This is a genomic window from Epibacterium sp. Ofav1-8 (assembly GCF_022348185.1).
Lineage (GTDB): Bacteria > Pseudomonadota > Alphaproteobacteria > Rhodobacterales > Rhodobacteraceae > Epibacterium.
In genome coordinates, this window is record NZ_JAKRFD010000008.1 from 1 (window position 1) to 26,346 (window position 26,346).

At 63.9% G+C, this 26,346-nt stretch carries 23 protein-coding genes and 2 pseudogenes; 19 read left to right on the top strand and 6 right to left on the bottom strand.

Annotated elements, in window-relative coordinates; genetic code table 11:
- The 9 genes and pseudogenes from MHM97_RS13530 to MHM97_RS13570 form a co-directional block, all read left to right on the top strand.
- A pseudogene (locus MHM97_RS13530) lies at positions 1-2,610 on the top strand (hypothetical protein); the annotation flags it as partial.
- On the top strand, positions 2,610-3,515 hold the full coding sequence (locus tag MHM97_RS13535) for a hypothetical protein (protein ID WP_239322891.1): 906 nt from the start codon (positions 2,610-2,612) through the stop codon (positions 3,513-3,515). The pseudogene MHM97_RS13530 and the gene MHM97_RS13535, both read left to right, overlap by 1 nt.
- A 13-nt stretch (positions 3,516-3,528) precedes the next feature.
- Positions 3,529-4,470: a hypothetical protein gene (locus MHM97_RS13540; protein ID WP_239322892.1), complete on the top strand. Its 942-nt coding sequence runs from the start codon at positions 3,529-3,531 to the stop codon at positions 4,468-4,470.
- Between the two features lie 12 nt (positions 4,471-4,482).
- Positions 4,483-4,806, top strand: coding sequence for a hypothetical protein (locus tag MHM97_RS13545; protein WP_239322893.1), 324 nt, complete (start codon positions 4,483-4,485; stop codon positions 4,804-4,806).
- The gene (locus MHM97_RS13550; protein WP_239322894.1) at positions 4,803-5,210 is read left to right on the top strand and encodes a DUF4376 domain-containing protein; all 408 of its coding nucleotides are present in this window, start codon (positions 4,803-4,805) and stop codon (positions 5,208-5,210) included. The genes MHM97_RS13545 and MHM97_RS13550 overlap by 4 nt, the downstream gene beginning before the upstream one ends.
- Before the next feature lie 18 nt (positions 5,211-5,228).
- Positions 5,229-5,549 carry a hypothetical protein gene (locus MHM97_RS13555; protein WP_239322895.1) on the top strand — a complete coding sequence of 107 codons (321 nt, stop codon included), beginning with the start codon at positions 5,229-5,231 and terminating at the stop codon, positions 5,547-5,549.
- A 76-nt stretch (positions 5,550-5,625) separates the two neighbouring features.
- Entirely contained in the window at positions 5,626-6,393 is a 768-nt protein-coding gene (locus MHM97_RS13560) for a glycoside hydrolase family 19 protein (RefSeq protein WP_239322896.1), read from the top strand.
- Between the two features lie 44 nt (positions 6,394-6,437).
- Positions 6,438-6,779: a hypothetical protein gene (locus tag MHM97_RS13565; protein WP_239322897.1), complete on the top strand. Its 342-nt coding sequence runs from the start codon at positions 6,438-6,440 to the stop codon at positions 6,777-6,779.
- Between the two features lie 59 nt (positions 6,780-6,838).
- Positions 6,839-6,973 (top strand): annotated as a pseudogene (locus tag MHM97_RS13570) (IS5/IS1182 family transposase); the annotation flags it as partial.
- A 290-nt stretch (positions 6,974-7,263) separates the two neighbouring features.
- Here the strand turns inward: MHM97_RS13570 and MHM97_RS13575 are convergent.
- The 5 genes from MHM97_RS13575 to MHM97_RS13595 form a co-directional block, all read right to left on the bottom strand.
- The gene (locus tag MHM97_RS13575) at positions 7,264-9,831 is read right to left on the bottom strand and encodes a putative bifunctional diguanylate cyclase/phosphodiesterase (RefSeq protein WP_239322898.1); all 2,568 of its coding nucleotides are present in this window, start codon (positions 9,829-9,831) and stop codon (positions 7,264-7,266) included.
- A complete protein-coding gene (locus MHM97_RS13580) occupies positions 9,832-11,043 on the bottom strand; it encodes an ABC transporter substrate-binding protein (protein ID WP_239322899.1) in 1,212 nt (403 codons plus the stop codon).
- A gap of 117 nt (positions 11,044-11,160) precedes the next feature.
- Positions 11,161-11,802, bottom strand: coding sequence for an ATP-binding cassette domain-containing protein (locus tag MHM97_RS13585; RefSeq protein WP_239322900.1), 642 nt, complete (start codon positions 11,800-11,802; stop codon positions 11,161-11,163).
- Positions 11,795-13,480 carry an ABC transporter permease gene (locus MHM97_RS13590; RefSeq protein ID WP_239322901.1) on the bottom strand — a complete coding sequence of 562 codons (1,686 nt, stop codon included), beginning with the start codon at positions 13,478-13,480 and terminating at the stop codon, positions 11,795-11,797. The genes MHM97_RS13585 and MHM97_RS13590 overlap by 8 nt, the downstream gene beginning before the upstream one ends.
- A gap of 23 nt (positions 13,481-13,503) precedes the next feature.
- Positions 13,504-14,703, bottom strand: coding sequence for an ABC transporter substrate-binding protein (locus tag MHM97_RS13595; RefSeq protein ID WP_239322902.1), 1,200 nt, complete (start codon positions 14,701-14,703; stop codon positions 13,504-13,506).
- A 313-nt stretch (positions 14,704-15,016) separates the two neighbouring features.
- On the opposite strand from MHM97_RS13595, the gene nadA reads away from it, so the two are divergent.
- Genes nadA through nadC form a run of 3 tightly spaced genes read left to right on the top strand, consistent with a single transcriptional unit; the run spans position 15,017 to position 18,520 of the window.
- Entirely contained in the window at positions 15,017-16,072 is a 1,056-nt protein-coding gene (gene nadA, locus MHM97_RS13600; RefSeq protein ID WP_239322903.1) for a quinolinate synthase NadA, read from the top strand.
- Between the two features lie 7 nt (positions 16,073-16,079).
- Positions 16,080-17,675, top strand: coding sequence for an L-aspartate oxidase (locus MHM97_RS13605; protein ID WP_239322904.1), 1,596 nt, complete (start codon positions 16,080-16,082; stop codon positions 17,673-17,675).
- Positions 17,672-18,520: a carboxylating nicotinate-nucleotide diphosphorylase gene (nadC, locus tag MHM97_RS13610; protein WP_239322905.1), complete on the top strand. Its 849-nt coding sequence runs from the start codon at positions 17,672-17,674 to the stop codon at positions 18,518-18,520. The genes MHM97_RS13605 and nadC overlap by 4 nt, the downstream gene beginning before the upstream one ends.
- On the opposite strand, the gene MHM97_RS13615 is transcribed toward nadC, so the two are convergent.
- Positions 18,517-19,449 (bottom strand): LysR family transcriptional regulator, encoded by a 933-nt coding sequence (locus MHM97_RS13615; RefSeq protein ID WP_239322906.1) that lies wholly within the window; start codon positions 19,447-19,449, stop codon positions 18,517-18,519. The genes nadC and MHM97_RS13615 overlap by 4 nt on opposite strands.
- 129 nt (positions 19,450-19,578) lie before the next feature.
- Between MHM97_RS13615 and MHM97_RS13620 the strand changes: the two genes are divergently transcribed.
- From MHM97_RS13620 to MHM97_RS13650, 7 genes are all read left to right on the top strand, one after another.
- Entirely contained in the window at positions 19,579-20,052 is a 474-nt protein-coding gene (locus MHM97_RS13620; RefSeq protein ID WP_239322907.1) for a nuclear transport factor 2 family protein, read from the top strand.
- 17 nt (positions 20,053-20,069) lie between these two features.
- Positions 20,070-20,723, top strand: coding sequence for a glutathione S-transferase family protein (locus MHM97_RS13625; RefSeq protein WP_239322908.1), 654 nt, complete (start codon positions 20,070-20,072; stop codon positions 20,721-20,723).
- An 11-nt stretch (positions 20,724-20,734) separates the two neighbouring features.
- On the top strand, positions 20,735-21,676 hold the full coding sequence (locus tag MHM97_RS13630; protein WP_239322909.1) for a pyridoxamine 5'-phosphate oxidase family protein: 942 nt from the start codon (positions 20,735-20,737) through the stop codon (positions 21,674-21,676).
- 309 nt (positions 21,677-21,985) lie between these two features.
- Positions 21,986-24,280: a bifunctional salicylyl-CoA 5-hydroxylase/oxidoreductase gene (locus tag MHM97_RS13635; RefSeq protein WP_239322910.1), complete on the top strand. Its 2,295-nt coding sequence runs from the start codon at positions 21,986-21,988 to the stop codon at positions 24,278-24,280.
- A complete protein-coding gene (locus tag MHM97_RS13640; protein WP_239322911.1) occupies positions 24,277-25,026 on the top strand; it encodes an SDR family NAD(P)-dependent oxidoreductase in 750 nt (249 codons plus the stop codon). The genes MHM97_RS13635 and MHM97_RS13640 overlap by 4 nt, the downstream gene beginning before the upstream one ends.
- A complete protein-coding gene (locus MHM97_RS13645; RefSeq protein ID WP_065326398.1) occupies positions 25,023-25,517 on the top strand; it encodes a MarR family winged helix-turn-helix transcriptional regulator in 495 nt (164 codons plus the stop codon). Before MHM97_RS13640 ends, MHM97_RS13645 begins: the two co-directional genes overlap by 4 nt.
- Positions 25,514-26,317: an enoyl-CoA hydratase family protein gene (locus tag MHM97_RS13650; protein ID WP_239322912.1), complete on the top strand. Its 804-nt coding sequence runs from the start codon at positions 25,514-25,516 to the stop codon at positions 26,315-26,317. The genes MHM97_RS13645 and MHM97_RS13650 overlap by 4 nt, the downstream gene beginning before the upstream one ends.
- Positions 26,318-26,346 lie beyond the last annotated feature (29 nt).

Here is a 26,346-nt window from a genome sequence, read left to right on the forward strand (position 1 = left end):
CGCAAGTTCGAATATTCGGCGCTGGAGGGCACCATCGGGGCAGATGGCTTTGACGGCTACACCCGGGATTTTTACAAGGGCGGCTGGTTCCGCAGCGACAAGAACGTCTATGGCGCGGTGGATGCGGGGCTGGATGCGGCGCTCGATCAGCAGGTTGCCGGGCTGACCTCCGGCCTTCTGTCGATGTCGGAGGCGCTGGGGCTGGGCTCTGAAGCGCTGGCGGAGTTCGAAGGCTATACGCTCTCGGTGATGACCTCCGGGCGCTCGCAGGAGCAGATCCAGCAGGACATCGCCGATCACATGGCGGCGGCCTCCAATCAGATGGCGGATCTGATCCTCGGCACCGATGACTTCACCCGCGCCGGGGAAAGCGCCTCGGACACCCTCTCGCGGCTCTCGGGCAGCCTGGTGGCGGTGAATGACGCCATGGATCTCTTGGGCGGCACCGCCTTTGACGTGTCGCTGGCGGGTGGTGATCTGGCCTCTGACCTGCTGGCGGCCTTTGGCGGCTCGGAGGCCTTCTCCGTGGCGATCTCGCGCTATTTTGACGGCTTCTATACCGAGGCGGAGCGCAGCGAGACCGTCCTGCGGCGACTGGAAGAAGAGTTCGAGGAACTGGGGCTTGCCATGCCCGCCTCGCGCGAAGCCTTCCGCGAGCTGGTCGAAAGCCTCGATCTGAGCACCGAGGGCGGGCAGACCCTCTATGCCGAACTGCTGCGGCTGGCCGGGGCGATGGATGAGGTGCTGCCGCAGGTGGGCGCCTTCACGGCGGAACTGGCCGGGCTGGCGCAGGAGATCGGTGGCGAGATTGGCGTCCATATCGATGCGGCCCAGGATATGGTCAGCGCGGCGCGGGAGGCGGCGGCGGATTGGCGGCGCACCTCCGAGGATCTGCGCGGCTTTGTCTCCGATCTGCTCACCACCGAGTTGAGCGCGGCCAGCGATGCCCAGACCGCCACGGCGCAGAAGGCGCGCCTGGATGCGGCCTTTGCCGGGGTGCAGGCTGGTGATGCCTCGGCGGCGGCGGCGCTGCCGGATCTCGCCCGCAGCTACCTGCGCAGCGCCCGCGACATGGCGGCATCGGATCTCGATTATCGCCGGATTGCTGCCGAGGTGCAGGCGCAGATGTCCTATGCGGCGGGGATCGCGGATCTGGAAGCGGGCAATGATGAGGTGCTGGCGGGGCTTTATGAACAGCAGATCGAGGTTCTGACCGCGCTTGGCACCTTCCTGCAATTTGAGGGGCTGACGGCGGATGAGGTCGCCAATCTGAGCGAGGGTGTGCAGGCGCTGGCCGAGGATTGGGATGGCACGGTGGCCTCCTTCGAGGCGTCGCTGTCGGCGCTCGAAAGCGCCATCGAACAGGCCGAGGCCTTCAGCTATGACGATCTGGTCGGCGCGCTGGATGTGGCGGTGACGCTGGATGACAGCGCCCCGGGCTGGCTGCGTGAGCTGGTCGAACAGGCCGACACCGGCATTCGCACCACGCTGGATTTTGTCATCCGTCGCGATGACCTGACACCGGCGGATCGCTGGATTGCCACTCATGCGCTCTCGCAGCATGTGGCAACGCTGGATCTGGTGCTGGGCGCGGATCTGGATGCGGAGAGCCGCAGGCTGGCGCTGACCACGGCGGCGGATCTGCGCCGCCGGGTGATGCTGGATCTGACCCGGGATCTCGACCCGGAGACCCGGTCGCTGGTGCTGACCCGCTCCGCCAACCTGTCGCGCCGGGTGACGGTGGCCCTGACCGGGGCCGGGGCCGACACGGTGGCGCGGCTGAGCGAGATTGCCGGGCTGATCGGCGATGGTGGCGGCAGTGGTCGGCTGACCTTTGGCGGCGGCGTGGTGCTGGAGGCCGATGATGTCTTTGCCGATCTGGCGACACAGACCGAACGGCTGCAGGAGCCGCTGGACCGCCTGCGCGGCATGCTGGGCGAGCTGCGCGATGCGGTGGAGGCGGATCGGCTGGCGCGGGCGGCGCAGACCCAGATTGCCGCGTTGCAGGCGCAGGGGCAGACCGTGGCCAGCAGCCTTGCGGATCGCAGCGAGGCGGCGGGGCTCATCGGCCAGATCGAGGCGCTGGAGCGCCGGACCGGCGTGAGCCTGACCCGCTCCGGCGGCCGCGATGCGGAGCTGCGGCTCTCAGAGGTCTCCGGGCGGATCATCTATGATGCGGATTACCTCACCTATGGGGGCGGGGCGGATCTGGCGGGCTTCCGCGCCGCCTTCCGGGGCGCGGATGGGCTGGAGGCGCAGATCCGCGCCTACAACCAGCGCTACAACGGCAACGAGGATCAGATCGAGACCCTGCGGGCGCAGATCCGGGATCTCGGCGGTATTCCCGCCTTTGCCCGGGGCGGGGCGCATAAGGGCGGCGCGCGCATCGTTGGCGAGCGCGGCTGGGAGATCGAGCACACCGGCCCCGCGCGCATCCACAGCCATGCGGAGTCGGTGGCGATGCTCGACAACCGCCCGCTGGCGCGGGGGATCGAAGATCTGACCCGCCATGTGGTGGCGCAGGGGCAGGCGTTGCAGCTGGTCGTGGACCGGATCGCCAATCAGATGGACGATTGGGACGAGATCGGCCTGCCGGGGGAGCGGAGCTGATGGACTTCAACATCATTGCACCGATGCCCGTGAGTGAGGTGGAGCTGATCGCCTCGAACATCCCGGAGGATGATCATCCGGACTGGGACAGCGCCGCCACCTATGACCAGGGCGCGCGGGTGATCTCCACCCTGTCGCACCGGATCTATGAAAGCCTGGTGGACAACAACCAGGGCCATGATCCGCTGGGGGATGACGGCAGCCATTGGCTGGAGATCAGCGCCACCAACCGCTGGCGGGCCTTCGATCAGCGCCGCTCCAACACCGCAAAACAGGCGGACCGGATCACCTATTCGGTGGTGCCGACGCAGGATTGCGATGCGATTGCGCTCTTTGGTCTGACCGCGGGCACGGTGCGGATCGAGGTCTGGGACGGGGCGGCGCGCATCTATGATCGGAGTTTTGCGATGGCCGACACCGGCCATGTGGTCAGCGCCTATACCTGGTTCTTTGGCGGCGTGGTCTATGCCCGCCAGAAGGTGCTGAACGGCTTTCCCGGCTATATCGGCCACCGCATCGACATCACCATCGATGCCACCGGCGCCATGGCGGAGGTGGGCCATATCGTCATGGGGCGCAACAATCTGCTGGGGCGGGTGCGCAACCGGCCCACGGTCCAGTTCGTCAGCCACAGCCGCAAGGGCTATGACGACTTTGGCAATGAGATCCTGGTCAAGCGCGGCTCCACCCGCAAGGTCGACCTGTCGCTCCTGGTGCCGACGCATCAGGCGCAGCGGGTGATGGACATCGTGGCCGAGGTCGATGGTCTGGCGACGGCGTTTTACGTCTCCGGCGATGCCCCGTCCTTCGGGATCGAGGGCCTGGGCTTTGTCGATGACCACAGCCAGCCCATCGATGTGGCTGGCGAGTCCGTCTTCCCCCTGATTTTGAAAACCTTAAAATAGGAGAGTGCCACAGATGAGCATTCCAGGCTTCTCACCCTTCCCCGAGATCCCCCAGCGCAGCACGCCAGAGGCGGATTTTGACGCCAAGATGTACGCGCTGTTCCAGCACTTCGCGACCACCCATCGCAATGAGCTCTTGGCCTTTATCGAGTTTTTGGAAAACAACTCCACCGTGATCGATGCGGCGCTGAACGGCACAACCATCGGCCTCACCGATCCGGCGGCGGCGAAGTTCACCACGCTGGAGGCGGACAGCATTGGCGGCGCGGCGGTGCAGGCGAATGCGACAGATGCGAGCGACGACAAACTGCTGAAGGTCGGGGCAGGGGGCATTCTGGCGACCAACCCGCCGAACCTCGCGGACCCCGCGCAACTGGACGCGCCCGCCGGTCTCTACAGCATTGCCGCGTCGGACGGCTGGCCCTTTGACGGTGCGCTCCTGCAACTGCGCCGGAACGCGGGGCGCGGGGTTCAGATTGCGGCGCGGGGATCGTCCTCGGCCCCCAATGCCTCCAGCGAGATCCTTGTGCGCACCTCCGGCAACAGCTTTGGCGGGTGGGCGCGGTTGATCCATGCCGAAAACCTGCTTGGCACCGTCTCGCAGTCCGGCGGCACGCCCACGGGCGCGGTGATCGAGCGCGGCAGCAATGCCAATGGCGAATATGTCCGCTTTGCCGATGGCACCCAGATCTGCCGCCGACAGGCCGTGCCGGACTACTCATCACAGAACACCCGCCAACAGTTCAGCTATGCCGCAACCTTCGCGGATCTGGCCGAGGTCTGGTGCGGCTATTCCATCCAGGGCAACGGCAACACCGCCGCCTGGGACGCCGCCGACGGTCTCTTTGTCTTTGGCGGTCTGGCTGCCGCGCAATGGGAGGTCATCCAGCGCAAATCGGGGCAGCCGGACAGCGGCTATCCGATCAATCTCATCGCCTATGGCCGCTGGTTCTAAAGGAGACACCGCATGCACCTCTCATTCACTCCGGTTCGCCAGGATCAGGAACTGAGCGTCACCCGCCAGGGCGACAGCCTGACGATCAATGGCGAGACTTTCGACTTCGCGCCGCTCCAGGAGGGCGATGTGCTGCCCCGCGCGGCTGTGGCCTGCGACTGGCTGGCCTCCGATGTGACCCGCGCGGGCGGCGAGATCCACCTCACCCTGATCCTGCCCCATGGGCCGGATGCACCCGAGGCCACCCGCTTTCCGCAGCCGCTGAGCCTGACCGGCGACGGGCCGGTGCCGCTCCCGGCCTATGAGACCACCGCCACAGAGGATCCCGCGCCATGAGCACCATCGACTTCTCCCAGGTCATCACCGCCCAGGACCGCACCGAGGCCGCACGGGCACAGGCGCTGGCCGATCTGGCCGATCTGCGCTGGCAGCGCACACTTGCGGGTGTGACCCTGCCCGGCGGCCTGCACATGCCGGGCGATGAAACCACCCGCCTCGCGCTCTCCGGCGCGGTCAGTGCCTTGCAGCAGGGCATGATCGGAGAGCCGGTCGCCTGGAAGACACCGGCGGGCTTTGTCGAGCTGACGCAAGAAGAGATCAAGGTCGCAGCGGCGGCAGTGGTGCAGCACGTCCAGGCCTGCTTTGCCGCCGAGGCCGCCGTGGCCGCGCAGATCGAGGCCAGCGCCGATCCGGCGGGCTTGGATGTTCAGGCGGCCTTTGACGCCGCACTCGCAGGATAAGGGCGCGAAAGGATGGCCATGATTGAAAACAGCGATCGCGGGATCACCATGAACAAATCCCTTGCCTGGACCGTGGCCTGCGGTTTGGTCGGGGCGGGGCTTTGGGTCGGGATGCAGCTCGCGACCCTGCGCGGTGAAACAGCCGGTCTGTCCCAGACGATCACCGCCCTGCGCGCGGATCTGACCGCTTCCGAAGCCCGCCAGGTGACCCTGACCGCCCGTGTGCGCACCAATGAAACCGCGCTCGCCCGCCAGGATGAGCGCCTGTCCCTCATCCTCTCCACCCTCAACAAGATCGACAACCGGCTCGAACGCATGGAACGCGCCCCGATCCGCTGATCCACCACCCGACATTCTGAAACCACCCCGCCTCGCCAAGGTCACCTTGCGCGGGGCGTTCTCATTTGGAGGCGGCATGACCGACATTCTCACCTTTGACACCTTGGAAAAGATCACCGGCAAGATTCCGAACGCCAGCGCGCAGGAGGCAAACGCCCGGTCGTTCCTGCTGTCGCTGAACGCCTATGGTGGCGACCTCGGGCTGAACCGGCGGCACCGCCTGTCCTGTCTTCTGGGGCAGGTGCTGCTGGAAAGCGGGGCCTTTCGCTATGACCGCGAGCTGTGGGGGCCGACACCGGCGCAGCAGCGCTATGACATCCGCACCGATCTCGGCAACACGCCGGAACGCGACGGCGATGGCTACCTGTTGCGCGGGCGCGGGCCGATCCAGATCACCGGGCGCTGGAACTATCGCGCGTTTACCGCCTGGGCGCGTGGCCTTGATCATACCGCGCCGGACTTTGAGGCCGATCCGGATGCGGTGCTGACCGATCCCTGGGAGGGTCTGGTTGCGCTTTGGTATTGGACCGCACGGGGGCTGAACGCGCTGGCCGATCTCGGCGACGTGCGCGGGATCACCCGCAAGGTCAATGGCGGCTTCAATCATCTGGCAGAGCGGCAGGCCTGGACCGACCGGGCACAGCTTGTCCTTCTTGGTCATGCGGCCACGGATGCGCGCGCCTTCCAGCGCTCCGCCGACCTGACCGTGGACGGGGTGATCGGCCCCAAGACTCGCGCCGCGCTGCATCAGGCGCTGCTTGCCCTGCCGCCTGTGTCCGCACCTCCGAAACCCGCGCCACGCCCGAACTGGCTGTGGCGCATCCTCGCCTTCCTCCGCAGCTAAGCGGTGGTCGGCTTTCTTCTCCCTGAAATCGAAAGGATTGACTGATGAATGACATCTTGCAGGAATTGCTGCCGGTGGCCCTGAGCGGGCTGAGCGTGCTGTTGACGGCGCTGATCGGCAGCGCGGCCCATACCGCCAAACGGCGCTGGGGTCTCGACATCGAGGCCCGCCACCGCGACGCGCTGCACAGCGCCCTGATGAGCGGCATCCGCGCCGGTCTGGAGCGCGGCCCCAATGAGGCGGCGGAGGTCCTGATCCGCGAGGCCGTGGATCATGCCAAGGCCTCTGTCCCCGACGCGATCCTGCGCCTGGGGCCGAACGATCAAGTGTTGCAGAACCTCGCCCGCAGCAAGCTCGCCAGTGTGGTGGGCGGCCTCATTCATTGACGAATAAGGGCTGGCGGCAATCGTCGCCAGTCCATTCCTTCAGTGCCACAAGCTCGGACAAGAGTCGCAACCGTATTGAAATCATGTTCGGCAGGCTCAAGGCTTGAAGGCGCGAGGTAGCTTGATAGGACAGGTGTCCAAGGGCCTTCGTCTCGGCAATAGTACTCGCCGCAACAGTCATCTATTGGCTGTGAGTCCTGAGTCTCGTGCCACGTAATCCAACGGCGAGTATTAATGAGAAAACGTCGGTGATACGACGTTTCTACGATTTAACATCACAACTATATGTAATTAATAACTATTCGTTGCTTCTCGACCGCACCAACTTGCCAACAGGTTTGGCGACTGGGTTTTCAATCAGATTGGTCTTTTTGACCCCTTTGCGGCTGTTGCCTGTCAGAAGGCGCGTGCCCGTGCGAAGGTGTTGCAACGGGCCCGGTATGCGCCTTGGCTTTGGCCACCCGGGGGCGGTTGGCCAGCCCTGTCAGGAGCTGCGTGATTGCAGGCGGAGGCGCGCCTCGTGTTGCAGAATGAAAACCTTCAGCTCCTTGATCGGAAGCGGTTTGCAGAAGGCATAGCCTTGCAACGTATGGCAGCCAATATCCCGGAGCACCTGAGCGTGTTCCAGGGTTTCGACTCCTTCGGCCACGATCTTCAGATCCATCAGATTGGCCATCCCAACGATATGTTGCAGCAATCCCAGGGCGATAGGGTCATTCAGGATCGGGCGGATCAGCCGTTGATCGATCTTCATCGCATCCGGTTGCAGATGCATCAGACCGACAATCGAAGCGTGTCCGGAGCCGAAATCATCGATTTCGATTTGCACGCCGGCCTCTCGCAGCCGATCCAGCCCAAAGCGGAACAGGTCGCTTTGTTCTTCGACCAATACGGATTCGAGGATCTCGAACACGATTTTGGGGCCGTCTTTGCGCTGCGCCCTGATCTGTTCGAACACCTGGTCGTTATGGATGCGCTCCACCGTGACATTGACGGACACCTTGGGGATCTGGATGCCGAGCGGCCGCAGGCTGTCGGTTTGCTTCATCGCCTTTGCAAAGATCTGGTTGTCGATGTCCTCGACCAGCGACAGCTGTTCGGCCACGGGCAGAAATTGGGCCGGTGGCAACAGCCCCAGTTCCGGTGAGTCCCAGCGCACCAGCGTTTCGACTCCGACGATCTCGTGGGTGTGGGCGTCAAACTGTGGTTGGAAGAACGGCACAAATTCCTGCCGTGCCACCGCGCGGCGCAATTCCCGGGCCAGGGTCCGGCGCTCCAGAACCATGTGGTGCAGGGTCTCGGTGTAGATGCGGATGCGATTGCGGCCGGCGTCCTTGGCCGCGTAGAGCGCCGCGTCCGCGCCGATGATGAGCTGATCCAGATCTAGCAGATCCTCATGGGTGCTGGCGACGCCAAAGCTTGCGCCAACGCGGATCGACTTGCTGTCGAAATACTTGGGTATCTTGATCCGATCCAACATGCGCTGCGCGAGATGTCGACCCTCCTCCGAGGTCGCCCCGGGCGAAAGCAGCAGCACAAATTCGTCCCCGCCTACGCGGGCGGCAATATCCGTCGCTTTGGTTTCCTCGCGCAGAATCCGTGCCACCTCGCACAGGATGAAATCACCCGCATCATGGCCCATGGTGTCATTGACGTATTTGAAATGATCGAGGTCGATGCGGATTATGGTCGAATGCTGCGTGCTGTCATCGGCGCGGTCCTGCAGCGCGTTGTCCAATGCGCGCCGGTTGGGCAGCCCGGTGAGCGGATCGTGCAAGGCCTGATGTTCAATTTCCAGTTTTGCAGCCACGATCGCCTCGCGCTGGGCCCGGGCTTCTGTGATGTCGTTTGAAATCGCCATGAACCCGTAGTGCGTGCCGCGATCCGTCTGCAGCGGCGAGATGCTGAGGCTGATCCAGTAGGGGCTGTCGTCGCAGCGGTAGTTGAGGATCTCAACCTGGATTGCCTCACGCGCCTCCAACGCATTGCGAATCCGGCCTCTGGTATAGGGATCCGTGTCCGGACCTTGCAGAAAATTTGCGGGTTTCAGGCCGCGGACATCCTCGACCAGATGACCGGTGAGTTTCTCGAAGGAGGGGTTGGCCCAGACCAGCCGGCCTTCGAGGTCGGTGATCAGGATCGAATCGCTGGCGCGTTCCGCGATGGCGGCGAGTTCGCGCAGTTCGGCCTGTTTGGCTTCGAGCTTGCGATGGGGGGCAACGATCACCGCCTTGCCGACCAATGCAAACAGACCGAAGCCGCCGATCAGAACCACCGCGATCGCGGTCATGCTGTTGGCCATCACCGCGCGTCCGGCTGACAGCACGGCAGCCTCGTCCGGAACCAGGGCGACCGACAAGCGGAAGTCGCTCAGGGCCCGAACCTGGGCAGTGCTGCGCTGCAGGATCCCGCTGAGCGGCTGCACGAGGTAGGTCCGCGTGGCAATTCCGTTGGCAGGAAAAATCTGGTCCGTGGCGAGCCTGTAGCCGCTCACGAGGACGCCTTCGACATAACCCTGGTGGAGGACAGGTGTCGCCATGACGACAAAGGCCTCGGTGCCGCTGGCCTTGAGCAGCACCGGCAAGCGATCAGGCGGCGTGGCCTCCTGGCTTTGTTTCAGCAGGTCGCGGATTTCATGCGCACCAAACCGCAGCTGACCCGGATGGCCCGGTGCATTGTAATGCGACAGAGGCGCGTTGAACGCGTCGTAGAAGGTCACCCACAACAGCGTCTCCGGCATCTGCAAGTCGTCGAGAAGATCCGGCAGGTAGCGCGCGTTGTTGTTGAACCCCAGTGCGATGTTCACCAGGTTGGAGTCCTGCGCGATCATCGACAGCATGGACCGATTGTGCATGAGCAATGCGTTCAGATGGGCCGCCGAATCCTGGGCCTGGGCCTGGATCGCCTCGTATTGATAGCTGCGAAAAAAGGGCAGCGCGACAAAGCGCACCGCCAGGGCAGAGCTGATCATGGTCAGGGTCAGGATCAACAGATTGAGCAGCCAGAACCGCCGTGCGATGGTTGCTGATCGGAGTTTGTGATCGGTTGGCATTCAGTGCATGTCCACGAGTTGGCCGGCGGAGTTGAAGCGGGCCAGGCACATGTCCCCCAAACCCAGTGCTTCATGGGCATCCGGTGTCTGCGCGGTATAGGGTGCGAAGGGCATGGAGTAGGTTTTCAGGATCCCCTCGACGGGGTGGTGCAGGTGTTCCAGCGCGGTCTTGAGCGCCATGCGCTTTTGCTGAACGGTGCCGGACCAGCCCGGTGTTGTCGCGGCCTGTTCGGCCGCCGCGATCAGCACGCGTGTCAGATCGTAGCCGTGGACAAACCCTGTCGGGGCGGGCAGGTCCGCAAGGTTGCCGGTTTCGTTTTCGAGGGCGCGCGAGAGCGCCGCCCGCAGGACTTGATTGCCCGCCTGTTCCCGCCGCAACCCGCAGGTTTGCAGCACAGACAAGCCATGCGCAGTGCGAACCTCATGCGGCACAAGGCGGCTGAAGGCACCGCCCATGATGCCCCAGTGACTGAACAGGCGAACCTCGGGCAGATGTTGGTGGAGGGCGTTGACCAAAAGAGCGCCGCCTTGCCAGTTCGACAGCATGATGATGCATTCCGGCGGATTCCGGGACAGACGCTCCGCCAGGGTGCCTGCTGCGGCTTCGCCGATCGAGTTAGCGAAGAAATTGACAGATTGCGGGGGGATCCCCTGGGCATCCAGCGCAGCGACCAGCGGGCCATGATTGGCCTTGCCCCACCCGGTGTCCAGCAGCAGCAAGGAAATGGACTCGCAACCGGCGTCCGTCACCGCGGCGTCGGCCAGAAACCGGCCCGATTTGGTGTCATCGACAGAGAGCCGGAAGATCCAGTTCTCCCGCCCCTCCGCCGCGCGGGTGATCGGCCCGGCGGCAGACCAGGGCAGGAGGGTCAGCAGCCTGTTTTCGTTTATGAAATCACGGTGGGTCAGATACGACGGCGATTGCATGCCGCCGATCATCAGCAAGGCGTTCTCATTGCGCTGAAGATCCTGCATGTGGCGGAAGGACCGTTTGACATTGCCCCGGTGATCCATTGATCGGAGGATGACATCCTGACCGCCGATCCGATGTCCGACCTCGTCGAGCGCGGTGCGTACGCCCAGCGTGATCGAGGTAGCGGAGGCCGTGCTCTTGGAAAAATCCGCGTCGATAAAGATTTCCAGCGGTTCTGCGGCCGAGGTCGACACGGCAGCTAGGAGGCAGGCAAGCCAGATTATGGCGCGGCGGAACATGTCGAACTCTCACTCAGCAACACGACGTACAGGGCCGAGCTTAGGCGGGGCAAGTTAAGGAAGGGCAAAGCGCCTGTGGGAAAGTTCCGGTGCAGTTGCGGTGGCGGCGGGCGCGGGCTACTGTGTTGCGGGCAGATGAATAACGGGCCCTCCCGCTGCCTCGGCGTCGGCGGCATCGTGGGTCACCAACAGCGTTGGCAATCGGCGCTCTGCTGCGTGGGAAAACACCAGCCTGCGCATCTGGTCGCGCAGATCGGTATCCAGCCTTGAAAAGGGTTCATCCAGCAGCAGGGCGGAGGGTGCGGACAGCAGCATGCGCATCAGGGCGACACGCGCCTTTTGCCCGCCGGAGAGCGTTTCGGGATCCCGATCGTGAAACCCGGTCAGCCCGATGGCGTCGAGGGCGGCCTCGATCTTGGCACGACGGTCTCGGCGCGGGATCGTGGGGGCCAGGCCAAACGCCAGATTGCCTCCAACGCTCAGGTGCGGGAACAGCAGGTGATCCTGAAACAGGATACCGACGCGGCGCGCCTGCGGAGGGAGGCCGAGCAAGGATCGGTCGTTCAGGCGAATGTCGCCTTTGGTGCTGAACCCTGGGGGCAGTTGTCCCGTGATCGCAGCGAGCAAGGTTGATTTGCCCACCCCGGAGGGCCCCATGAGACTGGTGACCTCGCCCGGGCGGACCAGCAGATCCAGCGACAGCAGCGCGGTCCCGTCCCGCCACAGGGTCAGGTTATCGAGGCGCAGCCCGTCAGGCATGATGCAACCCTTCTCTGTTGCGCCACACCAGCATCGGGACCGCCAGCGCGAGCGCAAACGGCAGCAGGGCTGCGGCAGTTTGGGCCAGCGCATAGGCACCGATGGCGCGCCTGTCGCCGCCGGCCGCCAAGGCGACGGCTTCGGTGGTGAGGGTCTGCACCCGGCCACCGCCCACAAGCAGGGTCGGCAGGTATTGTCCAACGGAGACGGCCATGCCCACGGCGCAGGCGGTGAGGATCGGCGCCAGCAACATCGGCAGACGCAGGGTGAGGAAAATCCGGTTGTCCGAGGCGCCCATGGTCGCGGCCACGGCAGCCTGGCGCAGGTCCCAGGTGCGATAGGGGCCTTCGAGGGCAAGCCGCAGGTAGGGCAGCACAAACACCAGATGCGCCAGAACCACCGCGCCAAGTGACCGATCCACATCCAGGTTGAGCAACAGGGTCTGCATGCCCGGCAGGAACGCGGTCTGGGGCACCAACAAGGGCAGGTAGAGCAGCCACAGCCCCTTTTGTGTCAGCGTCAGCTGACGGCGCTGTTCGGTTTCAAGGCACCCGAGCGTCAGCAGCAAGCCGGCTGCTGTGGCCGCGAGGGCGATGGTGAATGTGGTGGCAAGAGAGGGCAACATGGCGGTGCCATTGCGCTGCCAGCTGCGCAGGGAGAGGCCATCCGGCAGCACGTCCGGAAAGCTCCACCGCGCCGCGACCGACCAGAGCGACAGACCAATGAGCCCAAGAAGGACGGCCCCAACGATCACCCCGCCGGAGACAAACCCCACCGCGCGCACCATGCGGTCATGGCTGCCACGTCTGCCGCGATAGGCGCACCGCAGCCCGGTCTGCGCCAGCAGAACTTCCGCGCCGAACCACAGGGCAATCGCCAGGGCAACCAGGCCGAACTGCAGCATGGCGGCGGCAGAGGCAACGGTGCGCAGCGTCAGATCGGGGTCACCCATCCAGCGCACGATCTGCACCGACAGGGACGGCGGCGTGTTGGGACCGAGGATGACGGCCACATCGACCACTGACATGGAATAGGCCAGAACCACCAGAACCGGCAGCCGAATGCGCGCGTAAAGGGCTGGGAATACGCTGTAAATCCAGGCGGTAACACGCCCGTATCCCAGCGCCTGCGCCACCTGCAGACGCCGCGACGCATCGATCTGGCCCAGAGCCGCGAGGCTGATCAGCAGCAGAAACGGCACTTCCTTCACCACCAGCCCCAATACCATCGCGACGCCCATGGGGTCCTGTACCAGCAACAGATCGGGAGGGCGCTGCCAGCCGGTGAGCCAGGGGCTGAGCAGGCGGGCGATCCACCCCGAGGGCTGGATCAGGAACAAAAGCCCGAAGGCCGCCGCCGCATGTGGCACCGACAGGAGCGGGGACAGCACCCCCAGGAGCGCGCGAAAGGCGCGGGTTCCCGACCACCCTGCCAGCAGCAGCATGGTGACGACCAGAGAGATCACCGTCGCCAGCACCCCGGTACCGAGGCTGAGGCGCACGGAGGATGCCAGCCCCGGCCACTCCCACAGCGCCTGAAACGCGATCAGCGACGGGCCGTTCAGCCCGGCGGCGGGCAGGTGGCCGAGGGCGGCGCTCAGCGTGCCCCACAGCCCCGCCAGCACCGGCCCAAGCAGGGCAAGGATGGTCAGGGCCGGCAGGGCTGGGGGCAGGCGCATCGGGGGTCAGACCGGCAGGGAGGTCAATTGCCAACGCCGTAGCGGGCCACCCAGTCTTCGGCAATGCGGGTCATCCAGCTCGGGTGCGGTTCCGGTTGCACGGCGCCCAGTTCTTCGGGCGACAGTGTTGCAACCCCCAGGTCCAGCGTGCGGAAAGCGGCGCGGTCGTGCACCGGCAATGCGTTCATGTCAAGCACGGTGCCATAGCCCAGTACCTCGGGGTCTTGGGCGCGCAATTGGGCCTCGGGCGACATCAGGAAGTTTGCCACCACCATGGAGGCAGCCTTGGATCCTGAATTGTAGGGGATCGCCACGAAGGACGCATTGCCGATGGTGCCCTTGTCGAGCACGAAGGTGCGCACGCTTTCGGGCAGCTGGTAGTTGGCGATTGCGGTGCTGGCTTCGCCGGGGCTGAAGGAAATCGCCAGATCGATCTCGTCATCATTCATCAGCTGCAGCTGGCGCGGGCCGGTGGGCGGATAGGCGCGCCCCTCGCGCCACAACAGCGGCGTCAGTTCCTCAAGAAATGCCCAGAGCGGCGCCGTCACCTCGACGTAGTTGTCTTCATTGACGGGGGGCGCGAGCACCTCGGGATCATCGCTCAGATCGACCAGCGCCTGTTTCAGGAAGGTCGTGCCAAGGAAATCGGGCGGCTGCGGATAGGTGAAGCGACCGGGGTGTTCGCGGGCCCAGTCCAAGAGCGCATCCATTGAGCCTAAGCGTTCGGGCAGGTCTTTGGTGTCATGCATAAACACCACCTGCGCCATCGCCCATGGGGACTCATAGCCCTCGGTCGGGACGGTAAAATCATGCGTCAGGGTGCTGTTCTCTGTGTTGGCATATTGCCAGTTCGGCAGCGCCTCGGCGAAGGGGCCAAACAGCAGATCGGCGTCTTTCATGGAGGCGAAATTTGCGCCGTTGATCCAGATCAGGTCCACCGCACCATCCTCGTCCTGGCCTGCGGATTTCTCTGTCAGCACCCGCGTCACCGCATCGGCGGTGTTCTCCAGTTTCACATGATTGAGGGTGATGTCGTGGTCTTCTTCCAGACGCGCGCCCACCCAGGCGATAAAATCATTGGTCGCGGTAGAGCCACCCCAGGCGTGCCAGTACACGGTCTGGCCCTCTGCCTCCTGGAGCACCGCGCCCCAGTTTGATGGATCCGGGTTCGCCCAGCCGGTCAATGGCGCCAAGGCGAGGGCAAGCGACAACAAACGTTTCATGATCGTCCTCTTCCTGTTCGGAATGTCACGCGTAGCGGTGCGGCAGGGACGTCCTGCGCGTACCAGTCGCCCCAGATTGCCGATCCGCGGCGGGAGGTCCATGGACATGACGAAAATGTGACGTGCAGTGTACCTCAACCGGGCACGACGCTTGCACCCATGGGGTCCGACCGCTATGCACAGTCGCGCACACTTGCAGTGCCATCTGCGAGGATTGACCGGTTGTGCGACTTCTGCCGGAGTTGCCGCCAGCTATTTCGGTGCCGCCCGTATCTGACGGCGGCCCGCGACCAGACGAGGGGAACACCCAGCCATGTCGCTCGATATTCCGGTGCTGCGGAACGAGTTGTCCCAGCACTACGACCTCACTCCGAACCCTGAGCTTGCCGAGGCCATGTCTGATGTCTATCAGCGCATGTCGCGGGTGGTCTCGCCCGTCGATTGGGTGCTCTATGCGCCTTATGTCAAGGCGATCAATGACCTGAAGGCCAAGCGCAACGCGGTGATCCTGGGTCATAACTACATGACGCCCGAGATTTTCCACGGGATTTCCGATTTTGTCGGCGACAGCCTGCAACTGGCGATCAAGGCCACAGAGGTCGAGGCCGATGTGATCGTGCAATGCGGCGTGCATTTCATGGCCGAAACCTCCAAGATCCTGAGCCCTTCCAAAACGGTGCTGATGCCCGATATGGAAGCAGGCTGCAGCCTTGCGGAATCGATCACCGCCGAAGGGGTCGAGGAGATGCGCCGCCGGTATCCCGGCGCGCCGGTGGTATCCTATGTGAACACCACTGCCGAAGTGAAAGCGGCCTCTGACATTTGCTGCACCTCGTCCAATGCGGCGCAGATCGTGGGCGCAATGGAGAGCGACACGGTCATCATGACACCGGACCAGTATCTGGCGCAGAACGTGGCCCGTGATGTGCCGCATAAGAACGTGGTCTGGTGGGAGGGTTCCTGCATCGTGCACGAGCAATACACCGCCAAGGACCTGCGCGATTTCCGCGAATGGAACCCCGGCACCCGTCTGATCGCCCACCCGGAATGCCCCCCGGATGTGGTGGCGGAGGCCGATTTCTCCGGCTCCACCAGCGGTATCCTGAAATATGTTACGGATGAGAAACCGGAAAAGGCGCTGCTGATTACCGAATGCTCGATGGCGTCCAACATCGCGGATGAGCTGCCAGAGGTCGAGTTTGTCGGCCCCTGTAACATGTGCCCCTATATGAAGAAGATCACGCTGGAAAAGGTGCTCTGGTCGCTGCACTCCATGGAGGGGCAAGTCGAGGTTGAGGCCGAAATGGCCGCAAAGGCCCGTCACGCGGTGCAGGCGATGATCGACCTGTCGCGCAAGCTGGGCATCTGACAGGCGCATGGCGGGCTTGGAAGCGGTCCACAGCAACCGCATCGTCATCATCGGTGCCGGGCTGGGGGCGCTCTATGCGGCGTTGACGCTGGCACCGCGCCCGGTGGTGATGATCTCTCCTGACTCGCTGGGGCGGGGGGCAAGTTCGGCTTGGGCGCAGGGCGGTGTGGCTGCCGCGATGGGCGTCAGCGACAGCCCCGAGGCGCATGCCATTGATACCACCCGCGCCGGGGCAGGCACTGTGGATGCCGAGGTCGCCGCATTGGTCACCCGTGAGGCCCGCGAACATATCCTTGATCTCACCACGCTTGGCGCGCCTTTTGATCGGACCGAAGACGGCGGCTATGTGATGTCGCGCGAGGCGGCGCATAGTTTTGCCCGCGTGGTGCGGGTCAAGGGCGATCAGGCCGGGGCCGAGATCATGCGCGCCCTCATCGAACGCGTGCGTGCGACGCCCTCGATTCAGGTGATCGAAGGGGTGATGGCCGAGGGGCTGGAGGTCCGCGAAGGCACTGTGACGGGCGTGCGGCTCATCTCTTCAGCGCCAGAAGGATCAGCTGTGGTGCTGCTGCGCGGCAGTGCGGTCTTGATGGCTGGCGGCGGCAGCGCCGGGCTTTATGCGATCACCACCAACCCGCCCCGCATCCGGGGGCAGGCGCTGGGCATGGCCGCCCGCGCCGGTGCCGAGATCGCTGATGCGGAATTCGTGCAGTTCCACCCCACCGCAATGGATGTGGGCGAGGACCCGGCCCCCTTGGCGACCGAGGCGCTGCGCGGTGAGGGCGCGATCCTTGTCAATGCCGCCGGTGAGCGGTTCATGCTGGACGAACATCCCGACGCGGAGCTTGCGCCGCGCGATGTGGTGGCGCGGGCGATCTTTGCGCAGTCGCAGGCGGGCAAGCGCCCGCTTTTGGATACGCGGGCTGCAATCGGCGCCGACATCATCACCCTGTTCCCGGCGGTCAGCAGTGCCTGCGCGCGCAATGGCATCGACCCGACGCAGGAGCCGATCCCGGTGGCCGCCGCCGCGCATTACCACATGGGCGGCATCGCCACCGATCTGGACGGGCGCAGTTCGCTGTCCGGCCTCTGGGCTTGTGGCGAATGTGCCTCGACCGGGCTGCATGGTGCCAATCGTCTGGCCTCGAATGGTCTCTTGGAGGCGCTGGTCTATGCCCGGCGCGCGGCGGAGGATATTGCACGAGGGCAGGATGCACCCCACGAGGCCGCGCCGGTTCATCTTGAGTTGCCCCCCGGCGGCGAGGGCGCTGATCCCGCGCTTGTTGCATCCCTGCGCCAATGCATGACCCGCAATGTTGGTGTGGTACGCAACGCGGATGGGCTGCGCACAGCGCTGCGCGAGATTGCGGCCCTTTGCGCCCAACAGCCCACCTGCGAGAGCTTTCAAAACATCTGCACCGCCGCCACCATGATCGCCGCCGCCGCATTGCTGCGCGAAGAAAGCCGTGGCGCGCATGAGCGGTCCGATTTCCCCGAAACCTTGCCCGCGCTCGCGCACCGCTCCCGTCTGACGTGGGATGCGGCCAAGATGCTGCGCGACAGCTTGCTTGAAGCGCCTTTACCCCACCCGGAGACCCCATGAGCTTTGCCACTTTGCCTGACCTGATCCTCGAGCCCCTGGTCAAATCCGCCCTGATGGAAGACCTCGGCTCTTATGGCGATGTGACCACCCGCGCGGTGATCCCGGACGATGTGACCTATTCCGCCCGCCTGCGCGCCCGCGAGGAGGCCGTGGTCTCTGGTATGCAGGTGGCCGCACTTGCGTTCCGACTGATCGATGCCAACCTGCGGGTGAAAACCCTCGTTGCAGATGGGGCCGCCTGTCAGCCCGGCGATGTGCTGATGGAGATCGAGGGCAAAGCCGCCTCGATCCTGATGGGCGAACGGGTGGCGCTGAACTTTGCGGGCCGCCTGACGGGGATTGCAACCCTGACAGCGGCGATGGTGGCCGAGACGCGCGGCACCGGGGCGCGCATCACCTGCACTCGCAAGACAACACCCGGCCTGCGCATGGTGGAAAAGCTCGCAGTGCTGCATGGCGGTGGCTTTAATCACCGCTATTCGCTCTCGGATGCGATCCTCATCAAGGACAACCACATCGCCGCTGCGGGCGGTATTCCCGCGGTGCTGGACGCCACCAAGGCGCATGCCAGCCATATGATGGCGGTGGAAATCGAAGTGGATACGCTGGATCAGCTGCGTGAGGTCCTTGAGGTCGGCGGTGCTTCCGTTGTGCTCTTGGACAATATGGCGCCGGATCAGCTGCGCGAGGCAGTCCAGATCAACGCGGGTCGTCTAGCGCTGGAGGCCAGCGGCAACGTCAAACGCGACACGGTGGCGGCGATTGCGGCCACGGGGGTGGATTATATCTCCTCGGGGGCGCTCACGCATTCGGCGCGCACAGTCGATTTGGGCTTGGATTTTTAAACGCTCAGCCCGCAGCCCTTGCTGGATGATAATGCCTGAAGGACGGGGTCCGCGCGCAGCCGGTCGCGGGCAAAATCAATAAAGCTGCGTACCTTTGCCGGTGCGCGCCGCCCTTCTGCATGGACCAGATGGATTGGCATGCTGTCTGGCTCAAACTCCTCCAGCAGGCAGGCGAGATGTCCCGCAGCCACATCGCGTCCGGCCTGATAGGACAACATCCGGCAAATGCCCCAGCCCGCGCGCGCCGCGTCCAGCCCAGCCGCAACGGTACTGACACAGAGCTGCGGCGTAATGCGCACCGCGTCCTGTTGGTCGGTGCCAAACCTCCACTCCGTTGCGGAAGAGACCGCGTTGATCGCCACGATGCGATGCGCAGCAAGGTCTGCCGGACCCTCTGGCGTGCCGTATCTCTCAAGGTAGGAGGGCGCAGCACAGACCACCCGGCGCACCGCGCCAACTTTGACCGCTGACAGCGTCGAGGAGGGCAGATGCCCGATCCGCAGGGCCACGTCAAAGCCCTCTTCGACGATATTCACCACCCGGTCCAACAGCACCAGTTCGGCCCGCATCTCCGGGTACTCATCCAGATAATCCAGCAGGATCGGCAGGATATAGATGCGCCCAAACTCATTGGGGCAGGTCAGCCGCAATAGTCCCACCGGGGCGCTGGCCGCCCCGCGCGCCGCATCATCGGCGGCCTGCAAGGAGGTCAGGATATGGCGCACATCGTCCAGATAGCGCCGTCCCACATCGGTCAGATGCAAGCGCCGGGTGGTGCGGGTAAAAAGCCGCGCGCCCAGTTGCGCCTCCAAGCCGTTGATCGCTCGCGTGGCCGATGGCGCACTCAGGCCCACCCGGCGGGCCCCGGCGGCAAAGCCCTCTTCCTCTGCCACGGCGACAAACACCTGCATGCTTTGAACGCGGTCCATGGATTTTGCCCTGATTGCTATCGAAATCTGAAATTATCTCTTTCTTTCATGTCGTATTATTTTACGCAACGGGGTGATTTATCTCTGTCACCAGAGGCGCCGACCACCGCGCCACAACTGGAGACCAAAATGACCCTCACGCCTCGCCCACCGCTGCCGCCCTTCACCCGTGACAGTGCGATCGAGAAAGTTCGCCTTGCCGAGGACGGCTGGAACAGCCGGGACGCGGCCAAGGTGACGCTGGCCTATACGCCCAATAGCCGCTGGCGCAATCGCGCCGAATTTCCCGTGGGCCGGACCGAGATTGAGGCATTCCTGACCCGCAAATGGGCGCGCGAACTGGAATATCGGCTGATCAAGGAGCTTTGGGCCTATGACGGCAACCGGATCGCCGTGCGCTACGCCTATGAATATCGCGACGACAGCGGCCATTGGTTCCGCGCCTATGGCAACGAAAACTGGCAGTTTGACGAGAACGGTCTGATGGAAGAGCGCCATGCCTCCATCAACGAACACCCAATCACTGAAGCAGATCGCAAGTTCCACTGGCCACTGGGCCGTCGCCCCGACGACCACCCGAGCCTGAGCGATCTTGGCCTTTGACCCCTGAGGAAAACCAGATGACCCCCGATTTCCCCGCCAACGCCACCCCGATCAAATTCTACCGCCACCCGCTCTCTGGTCACTGCCACCGGGTGGAGATGATGCTGTCGATCCTGGATCTGCCGTATGAGCTGATTGAAGTCGACCTGCTAAAGGGCGCGCATAAAGCGCCGGAGTTTTTAGAGCTCAACCTGTTGGGTCAGGTGCCGGTGATCGACGACAACGGCACTCTGGTTGCGGATTCCAATGCGATCCTTGTCTATCTGGTGCAGGCCTATGGTGCGGGGACCGACTGGCTGCCGACCGCGCCCAAACCCGCCGCCGAGGTGCAGCGCTGGCTGTCGCTGACGGTGTCGCATGTGGCAACCGGCCCCTCACGCGCGCGGTGGCGGACATTGATCGGCGCGGGAGACACGCCCGAGACGGGTGCAGCCCGCGAGGCCAGCCACGCGTTCCTCGGTCTGATGGAAGGGATGATCGCGGGGCGGGATTTCCTTGTGGGCGACAGCCCCACGATCGCCGATGTCGCGGCCTACGCCTATATCGCCCATGCGCCGGAAGGGGGCGTAAGCCTTGCAGATTATCCGCTGGTGCGGGCGTGGATCGACCGGGTGCAGGGCATCAAGGGCTTTGTGCCGATGCAGGCCTCCCCCATTCCCGAAATCGCCTGAGGAGCGCCGACATGTCCCGTGCAGACCATGTCTTTCACGCAGGTGAGCTGATCCTGCAACGCCGCGCCGGTGTGGCAGAGAGTTACCGAGAGCGGGTGGCCCATGCCATCCGTCCGGAGATGCCGCAACAGCACCGCGATTTCTTCGAGAGCCTGCCGGTGCTCTTCCTCGGCCTGCTGGATGCGCGCGGACAGGTTTGGGCGACGCCTGCGGTGGGCGAGGTCGGGTTCCTGCGTGCACGCGATCCCCGGCGTCTTGCGGTGGGCGCACGGCCGGTGCTGGGCGATACGCTCTGGCTCGATGTCCGACCCGGTGCGAAAGTGGGCGTTGTTGGCATGGAGCTGTCCAGCCGTCGTCGCAACCGGATGAACGGCACAATCCGCGCGGTCAATAGCGAGGGGTTCGAGATCGCTGTGGACCTGAGCTTTGGCAATTGTCCGCAGTATATCCAGACGCGCGATCTGTTGTGGCCCGCCAATCCGCCCGCGCCAGTGGCGACCGCGCTGCCCGATTGGGACGCGCGCAGCCGCGCCTTGGTGGCGCAGGCCGATACCTTCTTTATCGCCTCGCGCGCGGCGGAGATGTCGGACGATCCAGCCGATGGCATCGATGCCTCGCATCGCGGCGGGCGACCCGGATTTCTGACGATCAACGCCGATGGTTCGCTGTCGTTTCCGGATTTTTCGGGCAACCGCTTTTTCAACACGCTTGGCAATATCGAGGCCGACGGCCGCGTGGGGCTGTTTATCCCCGATTTCAGCAGCGGGGCCGGGATTTTTGTCACCGGATTGGCCACGGTTGACTGGACCCCCGACCGTGTGGCGGGCTTTCAGGGTGCAGAGCGGATCGTGGACGTGCAGCCTGAGGAGATCTGGTATTGCGACCACGCGCTTCCGGGGCCTGCGCCGCTGGTGAATGCGTGGCCGATGCTCGCGGAAACCGGGACCTGGTAGGCCGGGGCTTGCGGAGCGACTCAGATGGGCGCGGGCCATGCGGTCCGCGCCCAAAATTTTGGCGGATACCGCAGATTCCCGGGAATGCTGCACATTGGTCCAAAGCCGCGAGAGCGTGATTTTCTCAAGGGTTCGGAAAATTACGACGCAAATTCAGTATTTTACGATCTTCCTGCCAGGGCAGGGCACGCCACCTGTCTCGCGCGGCGTCACAGCTAATACTTTAAAAATAGAAATTTCAAGCTTGAAATTGTTATGAGATACGCAGACCCTCTTCTCATCAATACTTGAGTTGGGGATGAGGATCATATGCGCATAGCATGCTTGGGAGGGGGGCCTGCGGGCCTGTATTTCGCGATCTCGATGAAGCTGCGCGATCCCGATCACGACGTCACCGTGATCGAGCGCAACCGCGCCGATGACACCTTTGGCTGGGGTGTGGTGCTGTCGGATGAGACGCTCGACAATCTCGCCGCCAATGACGCCACAAGTGCACAGTCGATCCGGGCGCATTTTGCCTATTGGGACGACGTGGCACTGCATTTCAAAGGCACCCGGCAGGTGTCTTCGGGCCACGGGTTCTGCGGTATTGGACGCAAGCAACTGTTGATCCTGTTGCAAGAGCGCGCACGCGAATTGGGCGTCGATTTGCAGTTTGAGACCGAAGCAAAAAGTGCCGAGGATTATCGCAAGGACTACGATCTGGTTGTCGCGAGCGATGGGCTCAATTCCCGCACCCGCAGTCTCTATGCCGAAACGTTCAAACCGGATGTGGACACGCGTTTGTGCAACTTTGTCTGGCTGGGCACCCACCAGACTTTCAAGGATGCGTTCACCTTCATCTTTGAGGAAACCGAGCACGGCTGGGTCTGGGCGCATGCCTATCAGTTCGATGACGACACCGCGACCTTCATCGTGGAATGCACGCAAGAGACCTTTGATGCCTTTGGCTTTGGCTCCATTAGCCAGCAGGAGAGCATCAAGGTCTGCGAAGAGATCTTTAAGGATCATCTGGGCGGTCACGCGCTGATGACCAATGCCAACCACATTCGCGGCTCGGCCTGGATTCGTTTCCCACGGGTTCTGTGCGAAAAATGGAGCCATGAAAATGTGGTGCTGATGGGCGATGCGGCGGCGACGGCGCATTTCTCCATCGGGTCGGGGTCGAAACTGGCGCTGGAATCCGCCATCGCGCTGGCTGATCTGCTGCATGAAAAGCCCGATCTGCAAAGCGCCTTTGAGGACTACGAAGAACAGCGTCGCCTTGAGGTGCTGCGCCTGCAATCGGCGGCGCGTAACTCGATGGAGTGGTTCGAGCGGGTCGAACGCTATCTTGATCTCGATCCGGTGCAGCTGAATTATTCTATGCTGACCCGCAGCCAGCGCATCAGCCATGAAAACCTGCGCGAACGCGACAAGGACTGGCTTGAGAGCGCGGAACGCTGGTTTATGACCCAGGCCGGTGCGCCTGAGGATGCGCCGCTGCGCGCGCCGATGTTTGCACCCTTCCGCCTGCGCGACATGGACCTTAAGAGCCGCATCGTGGTCTCGCCCATGGCGCAGTACAAGGCCGAGGACGGCTGCCCCACCGACTGGCATCTGGTGCACTACGGCGAACGCGCCAAGGGCGGTGCGGGGCTCGTCTACACCGAGATGACCTGCGTGTCGCCAGAGGGCCGGATCACTCCGGGCTGTCCGGGGCTATATGCGCCAGAACATGAGGCCGCATGGTCCCGCATTGCCGATTTCGTACATACGCAGACGGATGCCAAGATCTGCTGCCAGATCGGCCATTCGGGGCGCAAAGGCTCCACCCAGCTCGGTTGGGACGAGATGGATGCGCCGCTGCCAGAGGGCAACTGGGATATCGTCAGTGCCTCTGCCATTCCATGGTCGGATCAGAACGCCACCCCGCGCGAAATCACCCGCGCAGAGATGGACGAGGTGCGCGATCAATTCGTGAGCGCGGCTGAGATGGCGGATCGTGCGGGGTTCGACATGATCGAGCTGCACGCGGCCCATGGCTATCTCATCTCTTCGTTCCTGTCGCCGGTCTCAAACCAGCGCGGCGATGACTATGGCGGCAGCCTGGAAAACCGCCTGCGCTATCCGCTGGAGGTCTTTGCCGCCATGCGTGCGGTCTGGCCCGACGGCAAACCGATGTCGGTGCGCATCTCGGCCAATGACTGGGTGGGCGAGGATGGCGTCACCCCGGACGAGGCGGTCAAGATCGCGCGTGCCTTCTGGGAGGCGGGGGCGGATCTGATCGACGTGTCTGCCGGTCAGACCACCATTGATGCCAATCCCGTCTATGGTCGCATGTTCCAGACGCCCTTCTCGGATCAGATCCGCAATGAGGCCGGGATCTGCACCATGGCGGTGGGCAATATCTTTGAGGCCGATCACGCCAACTCGATCCTGATGGCGGGCCGGGCCGATCTCGTGGCCGTGGGTCGCCCGCATCTGGCCGATCCCTACTGGACCCTGCGTGAGGGCACCAAGATTGGCGACCGCGCCGCTCCGGACTGGCCGCTGCCCTATCAGGCGGGCCGCGATCAAAGCTGGCGGCTGGCGGATAAAGAAGCGGAGAGCTTGCGCGCATGAGCAGAGATCTGAGCCAAGAACACGTCCTGATTACCGGCGGTGGCACGGGGGTGGGGGCGGCCTGCGCGCAGGCTTTTGCCGCTGCGGGGGCCACGGTTACCCTGATGGGGCGCACAGAGAAAACCCTTGTTGAGCAGGGGCTTCCCTATGAGGTCTGCGATGTGACCGACGCGGCGAGCGTGACATCCGCTGTGGCGCGCGCGGCGGCTGCACGCGGGCCGGTGAGCGTGGCACTTGCCAATGCGGGCGCCGCCGAAAGCGTGCCTTTTGCCAAGATGCAGCCAGAGATGCTGAATGCCATGATGGCGGTGAACCTCAATGGCGTGGTGAACCTCTGGCAGGCGGTGCTGCCGGGCATGAAAGAGGCAGGGCACGGGCGCATGATTGCCGTGGCCTCAACCGCCGGGCTCAAAGGCTACCCTTATGTCAGCGCCTATTGCGCTGCAAAACACGCGGTGGTGGGGTTGGCCCGTGGTCTGGCTAAGGAACTCGCCCGTACCGGCATTACCGTGAATGCAATCTGTCCGGGGTTTGTGGAAACGCCGATGCTTCAACGCAGTATCGATAATATCCGCGCCAAGACGGGCATGAGTGCCGAGGACGCGGCGGGCGCGCTCAAGGCGGACAATCCGCAGGGGCGTTTTGTGCAACCGGAGGAAGTTGCGGATGCAGCGCTGTGGTTGGCGTCGAGCGGTGCGGCCTCGGTCAACGGCCATGCCCTGGCCCTGACGGGGGGCGAGATATGAGCAGCGCCAAACCGCGCGCAGAGGTCCGCGATGCGGCCTCCAAGGCCCGTCTGCGCCTGTGGCTGAAACTCTTGAAGACCTCTGGCAGTATCGAGGCCGAGTTGCGCCGCCGCTTGCGGGATCGCCACAATACCACGCTGCCGCGTTTTGATGTGATGTCGGCGCTGTCGCGCAATCCCGAGGGCCTCAAGATGAGCCAGCTGTCGCAGTTTTTGCGCGTCTCAAACGGCAATGTAACAGGCATCGTGGATCGGCTGACCGACGATGGCCTCGCGCTGCGGGTTGCGGTGCCCGGAGATCGCCGCGCGCAGGTGGCGCGACTGACCCCTGCGGGAGAGGCAGAGTTTGCCCGCCTTGCCGCCGAGCATGAGGCCTGGATCGATGAGATGATGGCGGGCCTTGGCGCAGATGACATCACGGATATGAGCGCGCTGCTGGATCAGATCCAGCCCATAGGCGCAAATCAGACTTCTAAGGACGACCTCACATGAGCCTGCACGACACAACCCATTTCAATTGCACCATCGAAGGCGATATTGCCCGCATCTCGCTCAATCGGCCAGAGCGTAAAAACCCGCTGACTTTCGAGAGTTATGCTGAGCTGCGCGACTGGTTCCGGGCGTTGCCCTACTCGGACGAGGTGCATGCGGTGGTGATCGTGCCCAATGGCGGCAATTTCTCCTCTGGCGGCGATGTGCATGACATTATCGGCCCGCTTACCAAGATGAACATGAAGGAGCTTTTGGCCTTTACCCGCATGACCGGGGATCTGGTGAAGGCGATGCTCAATTGTACCAAGCCGGTGATTGCTGCGGTGGATGGTATCTGCGCCGGGGCCGGTGCGATCATGGCGATGGCCAGTGATCTGCGCATTGCCGCACCTGAGGCCAAGGTGGCCTTTCTGTTCAACCGTGTGGGGCTGGCGGGCTGCGACATGGGGGCCTGCGCTATGCTGCCGCGCATCATCGGACAGGGCCGCGCGGCGGAGCTGCTCTATATGGGCCGGTCGCTGGGCGCCGAGGAAGGCGAACGCTGGGGGTTTTTCAACCGCGTGGTAGCGGGCGACGCGCTGGAGGCGGAAGCCATGAAGATGGCGGAGCGCATCGTTCAGGGGCCGACGTTTGCCAATGGCATGACCAAGACCATGCTGGCGCAGGAATGGTCCATGAGCCTTGAACAAGCCATCGAGGCCGAGGCGCAGGCGCAGGCGATCTGCATGCAGGGCAATGATTTCCGCCGCGCCTATGAGGCTTTTGTCGCCAAAGAGCGGCCAGTGTTTGAAGGCGACTGAGAGCGCCGGATTTCGCCTTCGGCGAGGAT

Coding starts and splice junctions, on each gene's coding strand:
- MHM97_RS13630 (WP_239322909.1), top strand. CDS start 20,735: ATGTCCCGTGCAGACCATGTCTTTCACGCAGGTGAGCTGATCCTGCAA.
- MHM97_RS13640 (WP_239322911.1), top strand. CDS start 24,277: ATGAGCAGAGATCTGAGCCAAGAACACGTCCTGATTACCGGCGGTGGC.
- MHM97_RS13620 (WP_239322907.1), top strand. CDS start 19,579: ATGACCCTCACGCCTCGCCCACCGCTGCCGCCCTTCACCCGTGACAGT.
- MHM97_RS13585 (WP_239322900.1), bottom strand. CDS start 11,802: ATGCCTGACGGGCTGCGCCTCGATAACCTGACCCTGTGGCGGGACGGG.
- MHM97_RS13545 (WP_239322893.1), top strand. CDS start 4,483: ATGCACCTCTCATTCACTCCGGTTCGCCAGGATCAGGAACTGAGCGTC.
- MHM97_RS13625 (WP_239322908.1), top strand. CDS start 20,070: ATGACCCCCGATTTCCCCGCCAACGCCACCCCGATCAAATTCTACCGC.
- MHM97_RS13540 (WP_239322892.1), top strand. CDS start 3,529: ATGAGCATTCCAGGCTTCTCACCCTTCCCCGAGATCCCCCAGCGCAGC.
- MHM97_RS13565 (WP_239322897.1), top strand. CDS start 6,438: ATGAATGACATCTTGCAGGAATTGCTGCCGGTGGCCCTGAGCGGGCTG.
- MHM97_RS13650 (WP_239322912.1), top strand. CDS start 25,514: ATGAGCCTGCACGACACAACCCATTTCAATTGCACCATCGAAGGCGAT.
- MHM97_RS13635 (WP_239322910.1), top strand. CDS start 21,986: ATGCGCATAGCATGCTTGGGAGGGGGGCCTGCGGGCCTGTATTTCGCG.
- nadA (WP_239322903.1), top strand. CDS start 15,017: ATGTCGCTCGATATTCCGGTGCTGCGGAACGAGTTGTCCCAGCACTAC.
- nadC (WP_239322905.1), top strand. CDS start 17,672: ATGAGCTTTGCCACTTTGCCTGACCTGATCCTCGAGCCCCTGGTCAAA.
- MHM97_RS13605 (WP_239322904.1), top strand. CDS start 16,080: ATGGCGGGCTTGGAAGCGGTCCACAGCAACCGCATCGTCATCATCGGT.
- MHM97_RS13535 (WP_239322891.1), top strand. CDS start 2,610: ATGGACTTCAACATCATTGCACCGATGCCCGTGAGTGAGGTGGAGCTG.
- MHM97_RS13555 (WP_239322895.1), top strand. CDS start 5,229: ATGATTGAAAACAGCGATCGCGGGATCACCATGAACAAATCCCTTGCC.
- MHM97_RS13580 (WP_239322899.1), bottom strand. CDS start 11,043: ATGTTCCGCCGCGCCATAATCTGGCTTGCCTGCCTCCTAGCTGCCGTG.
- MHM97_RS13615 (WP_239322906.1), bottom strand. CDS start 19,449: ATGGACCGCGTTCAAAGCATGCAGGTGTTTGTCGCCGTGGCAGAGGAA.
- MHM97_RS13550 (WP_239322894.1), top strand. CDS start 4,803: ATGAGCACCATCGACTTCTCCCAGGTCATCACCGCCCAGGACCGCACC.
- MHM97_RS13595 (WP_239322902.1), bottom strand. CDS start 14,703: ATGAAACGTTTGTTGTCGCTTGCCCTCGCCTTGGCGCCATTGACCGGC.
- MHM97_RS13560 (WP_239322896.1), top strand. CDS start 5,626: ATGACCGACATTCTCACCTTTGACACCTTGGAAAAGATCACCGGCAAG.
- MHM97_RS13590 (WP_239322901.1), bottom strand. CDS start 13,480: ATGCGCCTGCCCCCAGCCCTGCCGGCCCTGACCATCCTTGCCCTGCTT.
- MHM97_RS13645 (WP_065326398.1), top strand. CDS start 25,023: ATGAGCAGCGCCAAACCGCGCGCAGAGGTCCGCGATGCGGCCTCCAAG.
- MHM97_RS13575 (WP_239322898.1), bottom strand. CDS start 9,831: ATGCCAACCGATCACAAACTCCGATCAGCAACCATCGCACGGCGGTTC.